General features: G+C 66.3%; 16 protein-coding genes and 2 pseudogenes. 6 read left to right on the top strand and 12 right to left on the bottom strand.

The window, feature by feature from the left end:
* Positions 1-14 precede the first annotated feature (14 nt).
* On the top strand, positions 15-701 hold the full coding sequence (locus tag ACGFNK_RS19040; protein ID WP_393417234.1) for a GntR family transcriptional regulator: 687 nt from the start codon (positions 15-17) through the stop codon (positions 699-701).
* Positions 702-948: 247 nt separating this feature from the next.
* Here the strand turns inward: ACGFNK_RS19040 and ACGFNK_RS19035 are convergent, their stop codons facing one another.
* Positions 949-2,376, bottom strand: coding sequence for a coniferyl aldehyde dehydrogenase (locus tag ACGFNK_RS19035; protein ID WP_393417232.1), 1,428 nt, complete (start codon positions 2,374-2,376; stop codon positions 949-951).
* Positions 2,377-2,424: 48 nt separating this feature from the next.
* Positions 2,425-3,213: an SDR family NAD(P)-dependent oxidoreductase gene (locus ACGFNK_RS19030; protein WP_393417230.1), complete on the bottom strand. Its 789-nt coding sequence runs from the start codon at positions 3,211-3,213 to the stop codon at positions 2,425-2,427.
* A gap of 72 nt (positions 3,214-3,285) precedes the next feature.
* Between ACGFNK_RS19030 and ACGFNK_RS19025 the strand changes: the two genes are divergently transcribed.
* Together ACGFNK_RS19025 and ACGFNK_RS19020 are read left to right on the top strand one after the other, a co-directional pair.
* Entirely contained in the window at positions 3,286-3,900 is a 615-nt protein-coding gene (locus ACGFNK_RS19025) for a TetR/AcrR family transcriptional regulator (RefSeq protein WP_393417228.1), read from the top strand.
* The gene (locus ACGFNK_RS19020; protein ID WP_393417226.1) at positions 3,897-4,700 is read left to right on the top strand and encodes a maleylpyruvate isomerase family mycothiol-dependent enzyme; all 804 of its coding nucleotides are present in this window, start codon (positions 3,897-3,899) and stop codon (positions 4,698-4,700) included. The genes ACGFNK_RS19025 and ACGFNK_RS19020 overlap by 4 nt, the downstream gene beginning before the upstream one ends.
* A gap of 379 nt (positions 4,701-5,079) precedes the next feature.
* On the opposite strand, the gene ACGFNK_RS19015 is transcribed toward ACGFNK_RS19020, so the two are convergent.
* The 7 genes from ACGFNK_RS19015 to ACGFNK_RS18985 all read right to left on the bottom strand — a co-directional run bounded on the left by ACGFNK_RS19015 (position 5,080) and on the right by ACGFNK_RS18985 (position 12,886).
* On the bottom strand, positions 5,080-5,661 hold the full coding sequence (locus tag ACGFNK_RS19015; protein ID WP_393417224.1) for an AAA family ATPase: 582 nt from the start codon (positions 5,659-5,661) through the stop codon (positions 5,080-5,082).
* A gap of 325 nt (positions 5,662-5,986) precedes the next feature.
* Positions 5,987-7,219, bottom strand: a complete 1,233-nt coding sequence (locus ACGFNK_RS19010; protein ID WP_393417222.1) for a MalY/PatB family protein — start codon at positions 7,217-7,219, stop codon at positions 5,987-5,989.
* Between the two features lie 95 nt (positions 7,220-7,314).
* Complete coding sequence (locus tag ACGFNK_RS19005; RefSeq protein ID WP_393417220.1) at positions 7,315-8,625, bottom strand: ABC transporter substrate-binding protein; 1,311 nt, start codon at positions 8,623-8,625, stop codon at positions 7,315-7,317.
* A 123-nt stretch (positions 8,626-8,748) separates the two neighbouring features.
* On the bottom strand, positions 8,749-9,633 hold the full coding sequence (locus ACGFNK_RS19000; RefSeq protein WP_393417218.1) for an ABC transporter ATP-binding protein: 885 nt from the start codon (positions 9,631-9,633) through the stop codon (positions 8,749-8,751).
* Positions 9,630-10,661 carry an ABC transporter ATP-binding protein gene (locus tag ACGFNK_RS18995; protein WP_393417216.1) on the bottom strand — a complete coding sequence of 344 codons (1,032 nt, stop codon included), beginning with the start codon at positions 10,659-10,661 and terminating at the stop codon, positions 9,630-9,632. The genes ACGFNK_RS19000 and ACGFNK_RS18995 overlap by 4 nt, the downstream gene beginning before the upstream one ends.
* On the bottom strand, positions 10,651-11,631 hold the full coding sequence (locus ACGFNK_RS18990) for a branched-chain amino acid ABC transporter permease (protein ID WP_393417214.1): 981 nt from the start codon (positions 11,629-11,631) through the stop codon (positions 10,651-10,653). The genes ACGFNK_RS18995 and ACGFNK_RS18990 overlap by 11 nt, the downstream gene beginning before the upstream one ends.
* Before the next feature lie 4 nt (positions 11,632-11,635).
* Positions 11,636-12,886, bottom strand: a complete 1,251-nt coding sequence (locus tag ACGFNK_RS18985) for a branched-chain amino acid ABC transporter permease (protein ID WP_393417212.1) — start codon at positions 12,884-12,886, stop codon at positions 11,636-11,638.
* 683 nt (positions 12,887-13,569) lie between these two features.
* Between ACGFNK_RS18985 and ACGFNK_RS18980 the strand changes: the two genes are divergently transcribed.
* The 3 genes and pseudogenes from ACGFNK_RS18980 to ACGFNK_RS18970 form a co-directional block, all read left to right on the top strand.
* Positions 13,570-14,472: a LysR substrate-binding domain-containing protein gene (locus ACGFNK_RS18980; RefSeq protein ID WP_393417682.1), complete on the top strand. Its 903-nt coding sequence runs from the start codon at positions 13,570-13,572 to the stop codon at positions 14,470-14,472.
* A 156-nt stretch (positions 14,473-14,628) separates the two neighbouring features.
* A complete protein-coding gene (locus ACGFNK_RS18975) occupies positions 14,629-14,787 on the top strand; it encodes a hypothetical protein (protein WP_393417210.1) in 159 nt (52 codons plus the stop codon).
* Positions 14,788-14,926: 139 nt separating this feature from the next.
* Positions 14,927-15,160 (top strand): annotated as a pseudogene (locus ACGFNK_RS18970) (nuclear transport factor 2 family protein); the annotation flags it as partial.
* 65 nt (positions 15,161-15,225) lie between these two features.
* Here the strand turns inward: ACGFNK_RS18970 and ACGFNK_RS18965 are convergent.
* The 3 genes and pseudogenes from ACGFNK_RS18965 to ACGFNK_RS18955 all read right to left on the bottom strand — a co-directional run bounded on the left by ACGFNK_RS18965 (position 15,226) and on the right by ACGFNK_RS18955 (position 17,781).
* Positions 15,226-15,807 carry a DUF6518 family protein gene (locus ACGFNK_RS18965; RefSeq protein ID WP_393417208.1) on the bottom strand — a complete coding sequence of 194 codons (582 nt, stop codon included), beginning with the start codon at positions 15,805-15,807 and terminating at the stop codon, positions 15,226-15,228.
* 56 nt (positions 15,808-15,863) lie between these two features.
* Positions 15,864-16,322, bottom strand: a pseudogene (locus ACGFNK_RS18960) (MarR family transcriptional regulator); the annotation flags it as partial.
* Positions 16,323-16,506: 184 nt separating this feature from the next.
* On the bottom strand, positions 16,507-17,781 hold the full coding sequence (locus ACGFNK_RS18955; RefSeq protein WP_393417206.1) for a VanZ family protein: 1,275 nt from the start codon (positions 17,779-17,781) through the stop codon (positions 16,507-16,509).
* Positions 17,782-17,826 lie beyond the last annotated feature (45 nt).

Below are 17,826 nucleotides of genomic sequence, written 5' to 3'. Positions count from 1 at the left end.
GTACTGTACGCAATATGTCACTCGACAGTCCTGTATCCCGCCGCCTCCTCAGCGACGAGGTCTTCCACCGCCTGCGCGACTCCATCGTGCGCGGCGAACTCGTCCCCGGCGAGAAGGTCAAGGACGGTGAACTCGCCGAGCGCCTCGGCCTCAGCCGCACCCCGGTGCGCGAGGCGCTCGCCCGACTCGCCGACATCGGACTGGTCGAAGCCAAACCCGGCGTCTACACCCGCATCACCACTCTCAACCGCCGTGACGTCGAGAAAACCCTCGCCGTCCTGCGCTCCCTCGACCAGCTCGCCATCGAGACAGCTGTGCCGGTCATGACCGAGCAGGACCTTGAGCGCATGCGCGAGGCCAACCGTGACTTCGAACAGGCCGTCGCCGCCAACGACACCACCGCCGCACTGGCCGCCGACGACCGCTTCCACGCCGTCCCCATCTCGGCCGCCGACAACCCCGTACTCAGCCGGATCGTCGAGCAGCTCCACCCCCAGATCCACCGCATCCTCTACCGCAAGTTCTCCACCCTCCTCGGCGGCCGCAACACCATCGAACACCACGACCAGCTCATCGACGTCTGCGCCGGCGGCGACGCCCGAGCCGCCGCCGAACTTTCCGGACAGCACTGGTCCGAGCTGGGCGGACACATCAACCAGCTCTTCGACACCAACCAGTTCGCCGAGGCAGCCACCGGCTAGGACGCCAGTCGCCCCAGTCTTTGTGAGCGGTCGGGATGGTGACCGCAGTGCTCGATTCGGCGGCGGGTCTCCCGTACATGCGGTGGACGAAGACCGCCGCAGCCACTTCGTCCGGAACGCCGTTGGCCGAGGCGCGTCGAGGCGAAGGAGGGGCGCGGCCCTTCGCGTCACACCCCAGCCGCTCCTGCGGATTTCGCGCGGGCCCGTGCTTCGACGCGGGTCGGGCTTTGGCGGCGGAAACCGCCGGTTATCGAAGGAAGAAGTTGAGAAGAGCGTCGGCACGCTTACCGAAGGGGGCATAGAGGAGGCGGACGGCGTTGAAGCGGCCTTGCACGAAGATGCCCTTGGGGTGGCTGAGTGTCCGGAAGCCCTCGATGCCGTGGTACTGGCCCATTCCGCTCGCGCCGACGCCGCCGAAGGGAAGGTCGTCCTGCCCGACGTGCATGATGGTGCCGTTGACGGTGACGTTGCCGGAGGTCGTGCGGTCGAGTACCTTGCGCCGGTCCGCGTCGTTGCTGCCGAAGTAGTAGAGCGCGAGCGGTCGTGGTCGTGCGTTGACGTAGTCGATGGCGTCGTCGATGTCGCGGTAGGGGAAGATCGGCAGGATGGGGCCGAAGATCTCCTCGTGGGCGATCCGCATCTCGTCGGTGACGCCGAGCACGACGGTCGGTGCGAGGGTGTGCGGGCGGTGGGCGGCCTCGCCCGGCCGATGACCGACCTCGATGATCCGTGCCCCGTGGCTGCGGGCGTCCTCGATCAGGTCGGTGAGGATCGCGTACTGCTTGTCGTTGACGATCGAGGTGTAGTCCTTGCTGGTCGGACCGTCGGGGTAGGCGGCCTTGGCCTGTCTGTCGTAGCGGTCGATGAAGGTGTCGATCTCGGATTCGTGCACCAGGGCGTAGTCGGGGGCTATGCAGGTCTGCCCGCCGCTGAGGAGTTTGCCGAAGACGATGTCGGACGCGGTCCGGTCGGTGACGTGTCCCTTGGCGACGATGGTCGGAGACTTGCCGCCCAGTTCCAGCGTGACGGGGACGAGGTTCTCGCTCGCCGCCTTCATCACGGCTCGTCCGACCTCGGTGCTTCCGGTGAAGACGAGATGATCGAAGGGCAGGGAGGAGAAAGCGGAACCGTCGCCGCTGACGATCGTGACCTGCTCCTGGGGGAAGAGCTCGCTCAGCATCGACGCGAGCACGGCGTTCGTCGCCGGGGCGAACTTCGACGGCTTGAGCATCACGCGGTTGCCGGCCGCGATCGCGGTGAAGACCGGCATCAGCGACAGGTTGACGGGATAGTTCCACGGAGAGATGACCCCGACCACCCCGAGCGGCTGGTACTCGATGCGGTTGGTGCCCAAACGCATGTGCCAGGCGGTGCGACGGCCGGTCGGGCGCATGAACCGACGAAGATTGCGCTGAAGGTAGTCGATGCCCTGAACGACGCCCCCGACCTCCATCATCGCGGTCTCGTGGCGCGAGCGATTTCCGAAGTCGGCGTTGATCGCCTCCTCGATGGCGCTCCGCCGGGCGATCAGCGCCGCCTTGAACCTGCTCAGATCGCTGCGCCGCGCCGCCAGTGAGGGCGCTCCGTCGCGGCGGTAGGCAGCGCGCTGAACGGCGAGGATGTGGCCGAAGCGCTCCGCGTCGGTGGGCTGTGGGGTGACTTCTGTGATGGTCACGATGGTGGTCCTTTGCTGCTGGTGGGGACGACGGAGGACCAGTGCCGGCTAGGGGCGGGCCATGCGGCCCATGATCCGGACGATCAGGCGGCGCGGCAGGATCTTGCCGGCGAGGGCGATCGGGCGGCCGTTGGTGATCACCGACGGGGGCGCGGAGCGGCGGTCGAGCGTGTCGAGGGCCATCGTGACGACGTGTTCGGGAGTGACTCGCTTCGCGCCGTAGTCGGCCGTCTCGCTGCCGGCGGCATCGTAGAACTCGGTCTTCGTGGCGCCGGGGCACACGGCGAGGACGCGTAGGCCGGTGCCACGGTTTTCTTCCCACAGCGATTCGGTGAAGCTGAGGACGAAGGCCTTGGTGGCGCCGTAGACGCTCAGGTACGGGGTCGGCTGGAAGCCCAGCAGGCTGGCGACGTTGATCAGGATGCCGGTGTCGGCGGAGTTCAGCGGGTCGATGTAGGCGCGGCTGAGGTCGACCAGCGCGCTGACGTTCAGCGCGATCATGCTCTGCAGGCGGTCCGGGTCCTCGTCGGTGAGGGCGTTGTGGGTGCCGAAGCCGGCGTTGTTGACGAGTCCGGTGGCGTAGATGCCACGGGATTCGAGTTCGGCACGCAGCGTGCGGCCGGCGTCGGGCTGGCCGAGGTCGCGGGCGACGACGTGCACCGTGACGCCGTGGGCGCGGGTGAGTTCGTCGGCCAGGTCCTTGAGCCGGTCCGCGCGGCGGGCGACGAGGACGAGATCCGCGCCGCGACGGGCCAGCTGGTGGGCGAATTCCGCGCCGAGCCCGGAGCTGGCTCCGGTGACGATGACGGTCTGGCGTCGATAGTCGACTTTGCTCATGCCTTCACTTTACGCACATGCTTGCACTGAGTGCAAGTGATTGCATCTAGCGAAGACATGTACTATCGGTGCATGGCTCAGAAACCGGCACCCCTCCGGGAACAGACCCGCTCGATGGTTCGCGCGCTCCTCGCCAAAACCGCCCTCGAACTCTTCGCCGCCAAGGGGTACGACGACACGACACTCGACGAGATCGCCGCCGCGGCGGGGGTCTCCAAACGGACCCTGTTCAACTACTTCCGCAACAAGGAAGACCTCGCGCTCAACGGCCTGTCCGAGCAGGGTGAATTGATCGCCGCGCGGCTCGCCGAGCGCCCGGCCGACGAGGACCCGTGGGCGTCGCTGCGTGCGGCGTTCCAGGTGCTCGAGGAGATCGACCTCACGGCCGAGCGACGGCTCGAGATGATCACGCTGCTGTTCGGCAACGAGTCCCTGCGCGCCGGCCACGCCGAGAAGCAGGCCCGCTGGCAGGACCTGTTCGCGCCGTTGATCGAGCCGCGACTGCCCGACTCCGACCACCGCCCTCTGCAGGCGCGCGCGATCGCGGCCGCGGCGATCACCTGCCTCCAGGCGGCAACAGAAGAGTGGATGCGCCTGGGCGGACAGGCCGACATCTCCGACCTCTACGACACGGCCGTACAGGCCATCCGCCGCCCCGCCTCACCACCAGAGAAGACAACGACATGAGCAAGCGCCTGCCCCCCGCCGACCTGCCGAACATGGTCGCCGCCCTGCGCGCCGAACGCGCCGAGATGCTGGACTTCACCAGCGGCCTCACCGACGACGAGTGGACCGCGCCCAGTGCCGCGGCCGGATGGCGCATCGCCGACGTCGTCGCCCACATCGGTGCGACGGCGCGGGGCGTCTACACACCCGCCGGGCTGCGCACGAGCCTCGCCGCCAGCCTCGAGCAGGCGAACGAAGACCCCGTCGACCGACGGCGGGACTGGAGCCGTGCCAAGGTCATGGCCGAGTACCAGCGCGCCGGCCGGCGAGCCACCACGCTCCTCGACGTCGTCAGACGCACGCCCGCCGCCCGAGTACGGGTACCGCTGGCCGAACTCGGCCGCCACCCCCTGGGTCTGCTGATCGGCGGCGCACTCGTCTTCGACCATCACACGCACCTGCGCCACGACATGGCCCCAGCACTCGGCCGGCCCGTGCCGTCCACCGATGCGGACAGGATGCGCGCGGTCCTGACGTGGATGATCGCCGTACTGAGCAATCAGGTCGCGCAGGCACCGGTCGCCGGGCTCGATGCCCGCGTCGCACTGACTCTCACCGGCCTCGGCGGCGGGACCTGGTGGTTCGACGAGGCAGGCGGCCTGGCTCCGTCCGACGGCGCGGTCGCCGCGCACGTCACCGCCCCCGCGCTGACCTTCCCCGACTGGGGCACGCAGCGCTCGTCCTGGCGCGACAGCGACGTGAAACTCACCGGCGACACCGACCTCGCCGCCCGCTTCCTCGACACCGTCAACGTCATCTGATCGGGGCACCAGAGGCCCGCCTCACAGGCAGCCCCGGACCGCTTGCTCGCTACTTCTGGTTGCGGCGAGTTCCGGCCGGGGCGTCACGGCTTCGAGCGCCGCGACGGCTTGTGATCGCCGGCCCACACCTCGCGCTGCCTTCTCAGGTGAGCAAAGTGAGTCTCCCTACGGCAAGGCGCTATCGCTCGATTCAGCGATGGCGCCACACCTGTTGTGCCGGATATCCTCAACGACACCGACGCTGAGCTGCACTGAGTCATCGAACTCCGCCTCGCGCTACACCTCTTACCCCGGAGAACCCGCTACGGCCGCGCCGTTCCCATTGTCTGCCGGGCGTGCTGTGAAACTCGTCGCTGACCAAGCCTGCCCCACTGCGAGCTCAACCCTGGTTGACCTTGTCAGCTCCAACCGGACCAGCCGGCGGGGCACTTCGCGCCTCGGCACGTGCGGCCAGGCCGGGTACGTTCATCACCTGGTCGATCGTCGCGGTCAGCGAGTTGGTCGCCGGGATCACCGTTTCGATGCCGCCGGGCAGCAGGTCCAGGGGCCGGTACCACGACCGGAGTTCGGCTTCGCCGACCTTGTGGGCGATCGGCTTGGTGGCGTGCCGGGCCAGGGTCTCCTCGAAGGGGACGTCCAGGTAGAAGCAGTGGGTCCGGCCCGGGTAGTCGGCAAGTAGCCCGGCGAGCATCTCGCCGTAGTGCGCGACATACAGGATGCCTTCCAGCACGGTGTGGAAGCCGTGTTCGAGGGCGTGCCGGACGGTCAGGTCGATCAGGCCGATGTTTGCGCCGCCGGGAATGTCCCGTTCGCGCAGCACGTCGCGGCGAAGTGTGTCCTGGCTGACCAGGGCGATGCCGCGGCCATACCGCTCGCGCAGGCCGGCAGCCACCGAGCTCTTACCGGAGGCGCTGTTGCCGCGCAGCACCACCAATTGCGTGGAGGATGAGGAGGTCGTCATCCGGGCCACCGTATCGATCACTCCGGCTCAGCTCGTACTTTGGCTTCTCCACCCGCAGGGGAATGCGCTCGTCACACCGTTGCCCGGCGTACCCACCGCTGACGCGGGGCGGGGCGCTGGTCGGAGCAACACCATCGAGCGCTGCTTCAAGGGCTCAAGGGCTTCCGCGGCATCGCAACGAGATGCGAGAAGACCGCCACCTCCTACAAAGCGGCGGTCATACTCGCATTGTTCCTGCCGTCGCTGGTGTCGAAGGCCGACACGTCTTCGTACCACCGCTGGTCCCGCTGCGGGCAGTCACTCGTGGCGGTGAGGTCGAGGAGCGCTATCGTGACAGCGCACGATCGATGCGTTCGAGCGCCTCAGTCAGCACCTTCCGGGGGCAGCCGACGTTGAGTCGGACGTACCCCTCTCCTCCGGGGCCATAGACCCGACCGTCGTAGAGATTGACAGCCGCACGGTCGACAAGGAACTGGTGCAGGCCGCCCACACGACCGTCAAGCTCACGAGCCTCCAGCCAGACCAGGAACGATGCGTCCGGCGGCATCGGCGTGATCTCGGGCAGTCGCTCTTGGACGAACTCGTGCACGAAGGCCACGTTGCCCTTGAGATAGTCGGTCAGCCGGTCGAGCCACGGACCACCCGTCGTGTAGGCAGTCTCCAAGGCCAGACGACCGAAGTAGTGCGCGTTGATCATGAACGATGCCCGCATGGCGTTCAGCAGTTCCGAGCGCAGGGACGGATCGGCAACCGAGAGTGTGGCCGTTGGCAGGCCGGCAAGGTTGAAGGTCTTCGTGGGGGCAGTGCAGATGAACGCTCGGCGGGCGGCGTCGCTGCTGATTGAGGCGTAGACCACGTGGGGCCGACCGTTCAGTCGGATGTCGCAGTGAATCTCGTCGGAAATCACCAGAAGGTCGTAGCGCGCACAGATGTCGTTCACGGCGAGCAACTCGTCGGCCGTCCAACTCCGGCCCGAGGGATTGTGGGGGTTGCAGAGCAAGAGCACCTTCGCGCCGGATGCGGCCAGCTCGGCCAGGTTGTCGAGGTCGAACTCGTAGCGGTTGTCGATGAGCCGTAGCCGGTTCACGAGCAGCCGCCGGTGGTTACCGGTAATGGCCTCGAAGTTCGGCGAGTAGACCGGTGATTGGACGATCACCCCATCTCCAGGGGCGGTGAAGGTGCGCAAGATTGCTGCGACCGAGGACATGATCGCAGGGGCCGGGAGGAGCGTTTCCACCGGTGGTGTCCAGCCGTGCCTGACGGTGAACCAGTTCTGCACGATCTGGAAGTGTTCCGGGTCTCGCAGGGTGTAGCCGTAGATACCGTGGTCCGCGCCGGCGCGCAGGCGGTCGATGACGGTCGTCGGCGCCCGGAAGTCCATGTCGGCCGTCCATAGCGACAGCAGATCCTCGCCCCGGACACGCGGTGAAAATTCGTCCCATTGATTGGCCCATTTCGCTGACCCGAAAGTGGCGCGGTCGTACACCGTGTCGAAATCGGGGTCGGCACCGTGCTCTGCGGTGGCGGTAGGCATGGCTTTTGCTGGTCTGGTGGTCATGCGAAACCCTTCTCCACTCCACGGGCGATACGGCAGTTGGGGTGGTCGTGGCTGCGGGGCGGATCCGGAGCCACGACCACCGGCCAGGTACGGGCTCAGCCGTTCTGGCCGATACCGGCCTTGATGAGCTCCGGGACGATCTTCTTCGCCTCGTCGAACGAGATCAGCACGATGGCGTCCGGGTGCTGGGCCTTCACCTTCTCCACCTCGGCCGTGTAGTTGGCTGCGGTCGCGTCGTAGAGGACATAGGAGACGACTTTGCCGCCGGACTCCTCGTAGAAGGAGCGGACGTTCTTCGCCAATGCCTCTCCGTAGGCGTCCTGTCGGGCGAGGATTGCGATGTTGCTGTGACCGTCCTCGCTGATGGTCTGGGCCATCACCTGCCCTTGCAGGACGTCGGAGGGGGCTGTGCGGAAGTACATGCCCTGGTCGGGGTAGGTGTCGAATGCGGTTGAGGTGTTTCCGGCCGATATCTGGACGACGCCAGCCCCGGTGATCTTGTCGATGACCGACAGCGACACCGACGAGGAAGCGGCGCCGATGACGACGTCGGCACCACCGCGGAGCAGTTTGTCCGTCTCGGATGGCGCGATGTTCGGCGACCCGTCACCGGAGTCGCCCTTCAACTGCTTGACATCCTTGCCCAGTACACCCCCGGCCTTGTTGATTTCGTCAATGGCCAGGTCCACCCCGGCGAACTGCGGGGCGCCGAGGAAGGAGCTGTCCCCGGTGGCAGGGAGCAGGGTTCCGAACGTCAGGGTGCCGTTGCCCTTGGGGATTGGGCCGCCGACCTTCTGGTCGGCTCGGATGTTGGCTTGGTCCGGGGTGGTGCCGTTGACGTAGCGGACATTCTTGTAGTTGTTGTCCTGCCCGAATTGGTAGATGCCGACGGTCGCCGCGGACGGGCTTCCTGTCGAGTTCAGCTGGATCGGGCCAGATGCGCCGTCGTAGTCGATGTCCGTTCCGTCGGCGAGTAGGTCGGCGCACTGCTTGAAGCTGGTGCACTTTTTCCCGTCCCTGGTGATGCCGATCTCCTTCTCGGCGATCGCCTTGCCGGAGTCGTTCTTGGCGGCGACCGCAGCCAGGGCGGAGAGGATCGTGGCGTCGTAGGCCTCCGGAGCGTAGGTGAAGTCCTTCACCTTGCTGTTGATCTTGAGGATTCTCTGCCGGAACTCGTCGCCGATCTTGCCGCCGGGCAGGGTGGCGCGCACACCCTTGAGAGTGCCCGGCTCGAAATCAGCGGAATAGTCGGCGGTGTTGCCGTCTACGAAGTAGAGCTGGGTGCCCGCCTTGGCCGGCGGCTCGCTGCCGGCTTGGGAGGGGCTGCTGTCGGAGCCGCAAGCGGCGGTTGCCAGCGCGGCAGAGGCCGAAACGGCGATACAGATGATGCGTCGCGGGAGCGACATGGGATCTCCAAGGGTGGGTGATGACTGGTGCGCTCTTGGTGTGGCGCATGACCGTGCCGTGGCGGGTGTCAGGAGGGGACGCGATGGGAGGATTCGACCGGACAACAGGTGTTGGTCGTGGTCCTAGTTCCGCCTGCTGGCAGGTGTGTTGTCTGCCTGGGCGGCCTTGGCCAAGGTGCCGAGATACAGCTCGATCACCCTGGGGTCACGGGCCAGCGACTGTCCGGACCCGGTGTAGGCATTGCGTCCTTGGTCGAGGACGTACCCGCGGTCGCAGATCTGCAGGCAGCGGCGTGCGTTCTGCTCGACCATGACGACCGACACACCGGTCCGGTTGATGGCTCGGGTCTGGACGAACACCTCGTCCTGCATCGCCGGGGACAGGCCCGCTGAGGGTTCGTCGAGCAACAACACGGAGGGTTCCATCATCAGAGCCCGGCCCATGGCCACCATCTGCCGCTCACCGCCTGACAATTGCCCGGCCCGCTGCTTGCGGCGCCGGCCCAGCGCAGGGAACAGGTCGGTCACGAACGCAAGCCGGGGGGCGAACTTCTTGGGGGACTGGTAGCACCCCATCTGCAGGTTTTCCTCGATGGTGAGCGAGGGGAAGATGTTGTTGGTTTGCGGTACGAAGCCGATCCCTTGGGAGACCAGCGCGTCGGCGCGCTGGTTCGTGACCTCCTCGCCCCGCAGGCGAACCGTCCCGGTGGTGATCTTGACCAGCCCGAAGAGTGCTTTGAGCAGTGTCGACTTGCCGGCGCCGTTGGGTCCGATGATGCCGACCAACTCGCCGGGTTGGCAGTACAGATCGGCGCCATTCAAGATGTTGACTCCGGGGAGGTACCCGGCGATCAGATTGTCGGCGCGAAGGGTTGCGCCCTCGGCCGCCTGCAGATGCCTTGTCCGAGCTGCCTCGTCGATCTTTGGGGCGTTGGGGTCGGTTTCAGCCACGATCTCGCCCTGATCGGTGACCTGGGAGTCCGATGGGCCGTGATGGGCAGAAGTCATTTCGGGACCTCCCGGTCGACCCTCTGCTCGGCGTGGTCGTGCGTGTGCTCGACCTGGATTACGCGTTCGAGCTCGCTGATGTCGGTGTCGTGGCGAGCTCCGAGGTAGGCATCGATGACACGTTCGTCGGACATGATGGATGTGGGGGGTCCCTCGGCGATTACCTTGCCCTGGGCCATGACGACCACCCAGTCGGAGATCTCTCGCACCATGTCCATGTCGTGTTCGACGAACAGGACGCTCATTCCCTGATCCCGCAGCGACTTCACATGCCCGAGCAGGGACTGCTTCAGCGCTGGGTTGACGCCGGCCATGGGTTCGTCGAGCATGACCAGCTTCGGTTCGACCATGAGCGCTCGCGCCATCTCGAGCAGCTTTCTCTGGCCGCCTGACAGGGACCCGGCGAAATCCTCCTCCTTGGCGTCGAGCTTGAACCGCTTGAGCAGGTCTCGGGCCCGGTCGGTGATGTCTCGTTCCTGCGCCCGCCACAGGGCGGGGAGCGCGGCGGCCCACAAGCGTTCGCCACGCTGACCTGCGGCCCCCATCCGCATGTTCTCCAGCACTGTCAGTTTCGAGAGCACTCTGGTCAGCTGGAAGGTCCGGACCATGCCGAGGCGAGCCACTTTGTAGGCTGCCTTGCCTTTGAGCGGTGTCCCGTCGAAGGACCAGGAACCGGCATCGGGTTGATCGAAGCCGGTGAGCAGGTTGAAGAACGTGGTCTTGCCTGCGCCGTTGGGTCCGATCAAGGCGGTGATGACCCCACGTTGGATTTCGAGATGTTCCACGTCGACCGCGGTGAGGCCTCCAAAGGTGCGGCGGATTCCGTTCACGACCACAACGGGGTCGGGTTTGGCAGCGCCAGGCTCATGCGGCACCGACTGCAAAGCAGGCCGGCACTCGCGCACCGACGTGTTCTCCCCGGCGCCGGGGTCGGGAACACTTGGCTGGGACGTATCACCGGCAGAGGAGACGTCCTTGGGTTCGGTGCCCGAGGAGGGGTGGTCAGTGGGGAAGTTGTCAGTGGGCATCGAGCGCGATCTCCCTTCGGTCACCGAAGATGCCTTGCGGCCGGTAGATCATCAGCAGCATCAGCGCCAATCCGACCAACATCAGCCGGATGGTTGACGCTTGGTCGGCGTTCATGAACTGGGCCACGACCGGGTAGCTCGCCAACTGCGTCAAGACCGATCCGAGGAACGACAGGATGGCCCAGAACATCACCGCGCCGACGACCGGACCAAGGATCCGAGCGGCGCCACCGAGGATGAGCATGGTCAAGGCGATGAAGGTGAAGTCCAGGTTGAACGTGTCGGCCTGGACCGAAGCGGCCCCGAACGCGCCCACGAAACCTCCGGCGCATCCGACCACTCCACCGAGGATGAGGGCCTGGATCTTGTAGCCGTAGACGTTCTTGCCCAGAGACCGCATCGCATCCTCGTCTTCGCGGATGCCCCGGAGAACCCTTCCCCACGGTGATCGCATCAGAGCCCAGGTGAGCAGACTGATCATGATGACCAGGCCCCAGCCGACCATGATTGTCCACAGCTCCTCCCGGCTGTAGGTCAGGAAGAAGCCGTCGTAGTTCGGCAGCGGGTTGAGGCTTCGGAACCCGGCGGTAAAGCCGGTCACACCGTCCTTGCCGTGAAAGTACGTCCGGAACGACGTCCCGAACACAAGTCGCAGGATCTCTGCCGCCGCGATGGTGACGATCGCCAGGTAATCCGCCCGAAGACGCAGGGTAGGGATACCCAATATCAACGCCAACGCCACGGTGAAAGCGATCGCGAGCAGGATCGCCAGGACGGTGGGAACTCCGCTTGTGGCGATCGCCGCGCCCATGATGTAACCGCCTACCGACAAGAAGGCGGCCTGACCGAAGTTGACCAGCCCGGCGTAGCCGAACTGTATGTTCAAACCGATGGCAGCCAGGCAGAACGAGACGGCCAGATAGCCGAAGCCGTCGTGCAGTGCCCCCGTGGCGGCGCTGATGATGTCCATGTCCTCACCCGATCCTCTCGGCGCGGCCGAGCAGGCCTTGTGGTCGGACGAGCAGGACCAGCACCAGCAGAACCATCGCGCCCGCGAACTTGAGTTCCGATGGGATGACCAAGGTTGAGGTCTCCACGAACAGCCCGATGATGATCGAGCCGATCATCGCGCCCCACACTGATCCCAGACCTCCGACGCAGGTAGCGGCGAAGACCAACAGCAGTACCTGCGCGCCCAGTTGGTAGCTCACCGATTGGGAGAATCCCAAGAACGCCCCGCTCAGTCCCGCCAGCGCGGTGCCCACGATCCACACCGTGGCTATGACACGACCGACGTTGATCCCCGTCGCAGAGGCCAGGGCCGGATTGTCCGACACCGCGCGCGTGGCGCGACCGAGCCGGGTGTACTGCAAAGCAAGAGTGACCGCGACAAGCGCAAGCCCACTGATCGAGATGATGACAAGATCTCGATTGGTATAGGTGAACAAGCCGAAGGCGTCTCGGCCCGCGGGCGTGACGTATTCGCGGTAGGTCAAGGCGCGGCCACCTGTGAAGTACTGGTAGAAGTTCCGGAGAAGGAACTGCAGACCGATCGAGACGATCATCATGGCGATCAGTCCCGTTCCGCGGCGTCTGAGTGGACTCCACAAACCCTTTTCGTTGAGGTAGCCGAACAGCGCCGACAGCACTACCGCCACCGCCACCGCCACGACGATGGGCAGCCCCACGACCCGGTTGCCGAGATAGGTGGCGAATGCCCCGAAGGTCACCAGCTCGCCGTGGGAGAAGTTCGACAGTCCCGTCGTGCCGAACACCATGGACAGGCCAAGAGCCCCCAATGACAGCACCAGGCCGAACAGCAGACCGTTGTAGAGCAGTTGGGGGACCTGGTCCCACACTGTCGACACTTGACGGGTATCGGGACCGAGGGGGAAGTTGACGGTGATCGTGCTCAAGCTGCCCGTTGGCCGCAAGGTGTTCGACGCTCCGTCGCGGATCTGCACAGCATCGGGAAGCGTTTTGGTGTCCAATATGACGGTCAAGGTGCCCGAATCGCTGCCGGGCACAGTGATCGCGAACCGGCCTTGGTCGTTGCTGGCGCCCGTGTAGGTCTTCCCTGTACTGGTCTGGACACTGATCTTCACCCCAGCGACCGGTCCGTTGTTGTCTGCAGAGTTACGCAACGTTCCCTGCACGGTCCTCTCACCAGCCGCGTACGTCGGAGCGCTCACTGCCACGACGCCGAGCAGGGCGATCGCGAGCATGACCGCCCCCCGCAGTAGTGACGGGCGAGCAGGATGGCGGCGTACGCGCCAACGTGCACGGGGTGGTGTCATGGCCTCTCCGAGGTTGCATGGCGGGACATCTGATCCGCCTGCGGCGGGCGGGCCGGCAGGCAGCGACGACAGCGTGGGGAGACTGACGACCAATACCAAGGCGCCGCGGGCTGCGTCGGCCGTAGCGCGGATCTCGGGGTGGCCGATTCTCGCGGTTCTGGAATGCTAGGCCCCCGCGGATTGTCCGGTCTAGTCGTCGTTATCGACGCGCACTCATCGGTATTTTCGACCAATCAAGGGTTACCGGCGCGCGATGATGCTGGCCCCGGCGGGCGAGAACCGTGTTCCGGTGATCGCCCAGCTGGTGCAGGCCGCCGGGGACGCGGTGGGCGATGTGACCCACCGGTTCGCCTACGACGGCCGCGCTGAGGTCGATCCGAGCCGCCCGACCCGACGGCGCCCCCGGTCTACATCATTCTGACCAACCCCCTCCGCTCCTGCCGGAGCGGACACCGTCCATGACATCCGCGCGACCCGCGAACAAGGCATCATCGACGCTCGCAAGACGAGGCAGTCTCGCGGTGCCTCAATGCGGGGCAGCACATGTTTTCGCGTACGATTGGTTATCTCAAGCGACGAATCGGTGGTCTCGGGCGGGCGATTGGTGCGTGATGTACGACCTTCACCGGCTTCGGTTGCTGCGCGAACTCAAGCACCGCGGCACCCTTGCAGCTGTGGCTTCGGCCCTCTCGTACAGTCCATCCACCATCTCTTCGCAGCTTTCGCAGCTGGAGGCCGAGGTGGGCGTCCCGCTCCTGGAACCTATGGGACGTCGGGTCCGTCTGACGCCCGCGGCGGAGATGTTGGTCGGGCATATCGAGGTGATCTTGGACCGGCTCGAGCAGGCTGAGGCCGATATCGCGCGGGCCAAAACGGTGCTCGAGGGGGACCTGCGGATTGCAACCTTTCAGACTGCTGCCAAGACTCTGGTCCTACCTGCCGTAGAGCTGCTTCAGCGCGAGCATCCGCAGCTTCGCGTCCACGTGCATCAGGAGAACGAACGCACACCGCTGCGGGCGCTTGTCGCGCACGAATACGACCTGGTCATCGCCGAGGAGTACCCGGGAGAGCCGCCGTCGGCTCTGACCGGCCTGCACACTCAGCTTCTCCTCGAGGATCCTCTTCTTCTGGCCACGCCACCGGACGGCGAGCAGCCGCAACTCGCAGCTCTCGCACACCTGCCCTGGGTCATGGAACCCGAGGGCAATGCCGCCAGGCGCTGGGCCAGCGCTGTCTGCCGCCAAGCCGGCTTTGAACCCCACGTTCGCTACCAGTCGACCGACCTCACCTTCCATGTGCGATTGATCGAAGCCGGGCAGGCGGTCGGATTTCTACCCAAACTTGCCTGGGGCGTCCACGCTCCTACAGTGGCACTTACCGAGCTGACGCCGCCGAACACTCGGCGCGTCCTCATCGCTACCCGCACTGGCAGCCACGATCACCCGGCCGTCGTTGCTGCCCGCGTCGCGCTCGACCGAATCAGCCGCAGCGCATGGGATCTGACCCGGAGTTGACGCCCAGGGGCCCCGCGTCGTCCGCAGCCAGATCCGCGCCTTTCGCCTGACCGAGTCCGCGGCGTCTTCGTGGCGGCGGGACCGGTGTCGCGGCAAACAGCGGGGAATCTGACCGTCAGGCCATGCTGCACCGAACTCCGAGATGGGGATGCAGGCGTGGAACAGGAGCGCGCCCCGCGCGCCCGCCCGCGTCTGCGCCAGCTTCTGGGCGGGCAGCACACCGAGCGAGAATCCGACGTAGACGGTGTCCCGCGGCAGCAGTTCGCGCGGGCACCGCGCTCGGTGATCTCGCCGAACCCGACCTGCTCCACGTAGCCCATGCTGTTCCAGCGCGCCATGGCGGCCTTCTCAGCCGGCGGCATGGACGCGCTGGCGGAGGTCATCCACCCCATGTCGTATGGCACATCGGTGGGCGGAGACCGCTGGCAGGTGACCACCACGCCACGAGGCCACGTTCGCCCTGTTCGAGCGGGAGTTTCAGCTGACAGGAGGCACGTACCGCCCGCAGCTCCATGATGTCCTCGCCGACGACGAGCACACGGTCGCTCTCCTCCACGTCACGGCGTCACGCGACGGCAAGGACCTCGACATGGACTACGCGCTCGTCCTCCGCATCCGGGACGGCCTGATCACCGAGGGCTGGGTGCTGGTGACCGACGAGACAACATACGACGAGTTCTGGTCGTAGGGACACGTCTCCCGTCGTTGCTTGCTCAGGACAGGGGAGGCCGGCGGCGTGCTGCACGACCATCTCTAGAACCCAAGCGTTCCGTCGGGGCCAGAGACGTCTTTCATCGCCACGCAGTAGACGCAAAGTCCCTGGTGCGCCGTGAGGATCATCAGCCAGACCCAAGTTTCTTGGTCCTCCCGAGGATGACGCGGCGCCATTGCGGTGTTTGGCCCCACGCCTTCTCTGTCGATGACCAATGGTTCGACGGGTCGTTTGTGAGCCGAGCGTCCGGCCCTCGCCGCAGCCAAGCTCCCGCCATCCCGGTGCTTGTTCCCGCGATACACCGATCCGAGCAGGCCGTCGAGGATGCCCTCCTCGGCGAGGTAGAAGGCGAGACCGCCAACGGGAGCGAGCACGGCGCACAGCCAGTAGCGCTGCACCCCGGCGCGCGCCAAGTAGATGGTCAGGAGAGCGGTGAGCAGTGCGCCGACGGCCATGAAGACGGCCGCCTCTCCCCAGTAGTGGAGCGCCAGGCCCAGCCAGAGCGCCTCCCCCAGCGTCACCATCGCGATGACTGCCTCGGCCACCGCCCGCACGTTCCCCCGCCCGCGCCGTACCGTCCACCCGGCCCACCCCAGCAGCGGCCCTCCAGCCAGCCCTGCCATCGACCACACGACGGCGGTTCCGAGCCCTCCGGCCCCGAATGTGGTGACTGGACCATGGTGCTGCCGGTGTTCCGGATCATCTGCTGGAGCACCTTCAGGGTGGTGACGTAGTCGGCATCGGCGATGCCCTGGTGGATACGGTCGCGGATTGCCGGAGCGTGCTGCTTGAAGTCGGCATGAGCCTCGTCTCCCGCCTCGGTGATCCATAGCCGTCCCGCGCTGTCGCGGGTGAGCCAGCCGCGCTCCAGCAGGACTTCCGCCTCGGCTTTCAGGTCGTCCTCGGGCCTGATGTAGGAGCTCATGGCCTGCTGAAGTTCGGGAATGGTCATGCCGCGGCCATCAGATGAGAGATCGTTCTTCGACAGGTTGCGCAGCAGCCAGTACTGAGGCTGGGTGAAGCCGTGCTCAGCCTGCCGAGCGCGGGTGAACGCGATGAGGGCTTCATGGGCCACTCCGGTCCAGTACGCAGCCGGCTGGGCGGCGAGTGCGGCGTCGGAAATGTGCTGTGTCGTCATGCGCGGTTCCCCCTGTGGATGATCGCTGAGGCAAGCACCGTAGAACCTGAAGTCAGGTTGAGGGCAAGGCTTCCAGCCGCGCAGCCGGGCTCCGCTTCACCCCAGCGGCCGGGAATTACCGATCGACTTCGGTGTCGGCGAGCCAGGGCCGCTCTTCGACTCCCCGTTCGTGCGGGTAGGGACTTCAGTGGCGCGGAAGTCGACCTTGTTCGGGCGAGGCCGAGTGTGCCGGTCCTTCCATTTCGACCGGTCCGTCCGGCCCCCCGCCTCGCCGGGCCGTGGTGTGCGGCAGGGCCTTGTTCCGCACTCCGGAGAGGGTCTCGTGCAGACCGAGGCCCTGGGGGTGCCTGTGGACTGCCCGTACACACCAGACGATGAGGGCCAGGCAGGCGACTGGGGCGAGGAGCATGGCGAGCCCGCCGACCGGGTCGGATGCCATCGCGTAGGCCACGTCCCGATAGCCGACCCCGCCCGCGATCTCGATCAGGGCGGAGGGATCGGCGCCGGCGCTCGGCAGAGTCGCTCCCGCGATGAGCCGCAGGACAGCGAAGGGCAGACCGAGCGCCGCTGCGCGCAGCGCGAGCGCACCGTGCCCCGGCCTGCCGCCGCTCCTCGTGACGAGCTTCACCAACAGGACGTGCTTGCCCGGAGTCGCGCCGCTCCAGCGCGGCACCATCACGAACCACAGCACCCAGACCACGGGCGGGACCCACAGCACGGCGTCGGCGCCCAGGGCGAGGAAGACGAGACCGGCGACGGCTCCGGTCAGCAGAGCGGCACCCGTCATGTCCAGCAGCAGGGCCACCAGGCGCCGCCCGAAGGGGACCTTGTGGAGATCGAGCGCGCGGTCGTCCAAGGTGTTCAGGTCCGGCAGAACGCGGGCCAGGGGCCCTGCCGCCGCCCAGCCGAGCGCCGCTCCCGCCGTGTTGACGATGAGATCGTCCACGGCGAAGAGACGGTACGGGCACGCGTACAGACCCCACAGCCCCGTGTACTGGGTGAGTTCGAAGAGGAGTGACCCGGCGAATCCAGCCGCGGTGGCCGCAATCAGCCCCCGGCGGAAGTGGATGCGTACGAAGACCCCGAGCGGGAGCAGCAGGAAGAGGTTGAACACGGTCTGCCAGACGGCCGAGTTGCCGAGCACCAGAGCGTTGAAGGTGACTCGGTGGTGCGCCTCCTTCCAGATGTCTGCGAAGGCGCTGCCGGGCATGAACTGGGGATCGACGAAGGACGGGTACTTGGCGCAGACGTCCACCGACGGGGACGGAAGCGGCACGATCGTCAGGCATAAGGCGGTGAGTGCGTAATACACGCCCCCGTAGAGCGAGAGCACACGCCAGCGAGTCATGACGCCGTGCCGCCGGTAGATGACGACCGCCGTCGGCACGAACATCAGGAGGGCGAGTCCCGGGAAGATCAGGGCGGCCGTGCGGATCGGCAGCAGATAAACGTCCGTCATGAGGCGCCACTATACATAGCGTGTATACACGCTATGTATAGTGGA

Source organism: Streptomyces sp. NPDC048825 (assembly GCF_043198355.1).
Classification (GTDB): Bacteria; Actinomycetota; Actinomycetes; order Streptomycetales; family Streptomycetaceae; genus Streptomyces; species Streptomyces xiangluensis.
Note: the sequence above shows the minus strand (reverse complement) of the source record. Positions and strands in the feature narration are given on the sequence as shown.

What these genes read in the sequence shown, in the direction of transcription:
- ACGFNK_RS19040 (WP_393417234.1), top strand. Translation starts at nt 15, where the DNA reads ATGTCACTCGACAGTCCTGTATCCCGCCGCCTCCTCAGCGACGAGGTC.
- ACGFNK_RS19030 (WP_393417230.1), bottom strand. Translation starts at nt 3,213, where the DNA reads ATGAGCAAAGTCGACTATCGACGCCAGACCGTCATCGTCACCGGAGCC.
- ACGFNK_RS19025 (WP_393417228.1), top strand. Translation starts at nt 3,286, where the DNA reads ATGGCTCAGAAACCGGCACCCCTCCGGGAACAGACCCGCTCGATGGTT.
- ACGFNK_RS19020 (WP_393417226.1), top strand. Translation starts at nt 3,897, where the DNA reads ATGAGCAAGCGCCTGCCCCCCGCCGACCTGCCGAACATGGTCGCCGCC.
- ACGFNK_RS19015 (WP_393417224.1), bottom strand. Translation starts at nt 5,661, where the DNA reads ATGACGACCTCCTCATCCTCCACGCAATTGGTGGTGCTGCGCGGCAAC.
- ACGFNK_RS19010 (WP_393417222.1), bottom strand. Translation starts at nt 7,219, where the DNA reads ATGACCACCAGACCAGCAAAAGCCATGCCTACCGCCACCGCAGAGCAC.
- ACGFNK_RS19005 (WP_393417220.1), bottom strand. Translation starts at nt 8,625, where the DNA reads ATGTCGCTCCCGCGACGCATCATCTGTATCGCCGTTTCGGCCTCTGCC.
- ACGFNK_RS19000 (WP_393417218.1), bottom strand. Translation starts at nt 9,633, where the DNA reads ATGACTTCTGCCCATCACGGCCCATCGGACTCCCAGGTCACCGATCAG.
- ACGFNK_RS18995 (WP_393417216.1), bottom strand. Translation starts at nt 10,661, where the DNA reads ATGCCCACTGACAACTTCCCCACTGACCACCCCTCCTCGGGCACCGAA.
- ACGFNK_RS18990 (WP_393417214.1), bottom strand. Translation starts at nt 11,631, where the DNA reads ATGGACATCATCAGCGCCGCCACGGGGGCACTGCACGACGGCTTCGGC.
- ACGFNK_RS18985 (WP_393417212.1), bottom strand. Translation starts at nt 12,886, where the DNA reads ATGCTCGCGATCGCCCTGCTCGGCGTCGTGGCAGTGAGCGCTCCGACG.
- ACGFNK_RS18980 (WP_393417682.1), top strand. Translation starts at nt 13,570, where the DNA reads ATGTACGACCTTCACCGGCTTCGGTTGCTGCGCGAACTCAAGCACCGC.
- ACGFNK_RS18965 (WP_393417208.1), bottom strand. Translation starts at nt 15,807, where the DNA reads ATGGCAGGGCTGGCTGGAGGGCCGCTGCTGGGGTGGGCCGGGTGGACG.
- ACGFNK_RS18955 (WP_393417206.1), bottom strand. Translation starts at nt 17,781, where the DNA reads ATGACGGACGTTTATCTGCTGCCGATCCGCACGGCCGCCCTGATCTTC.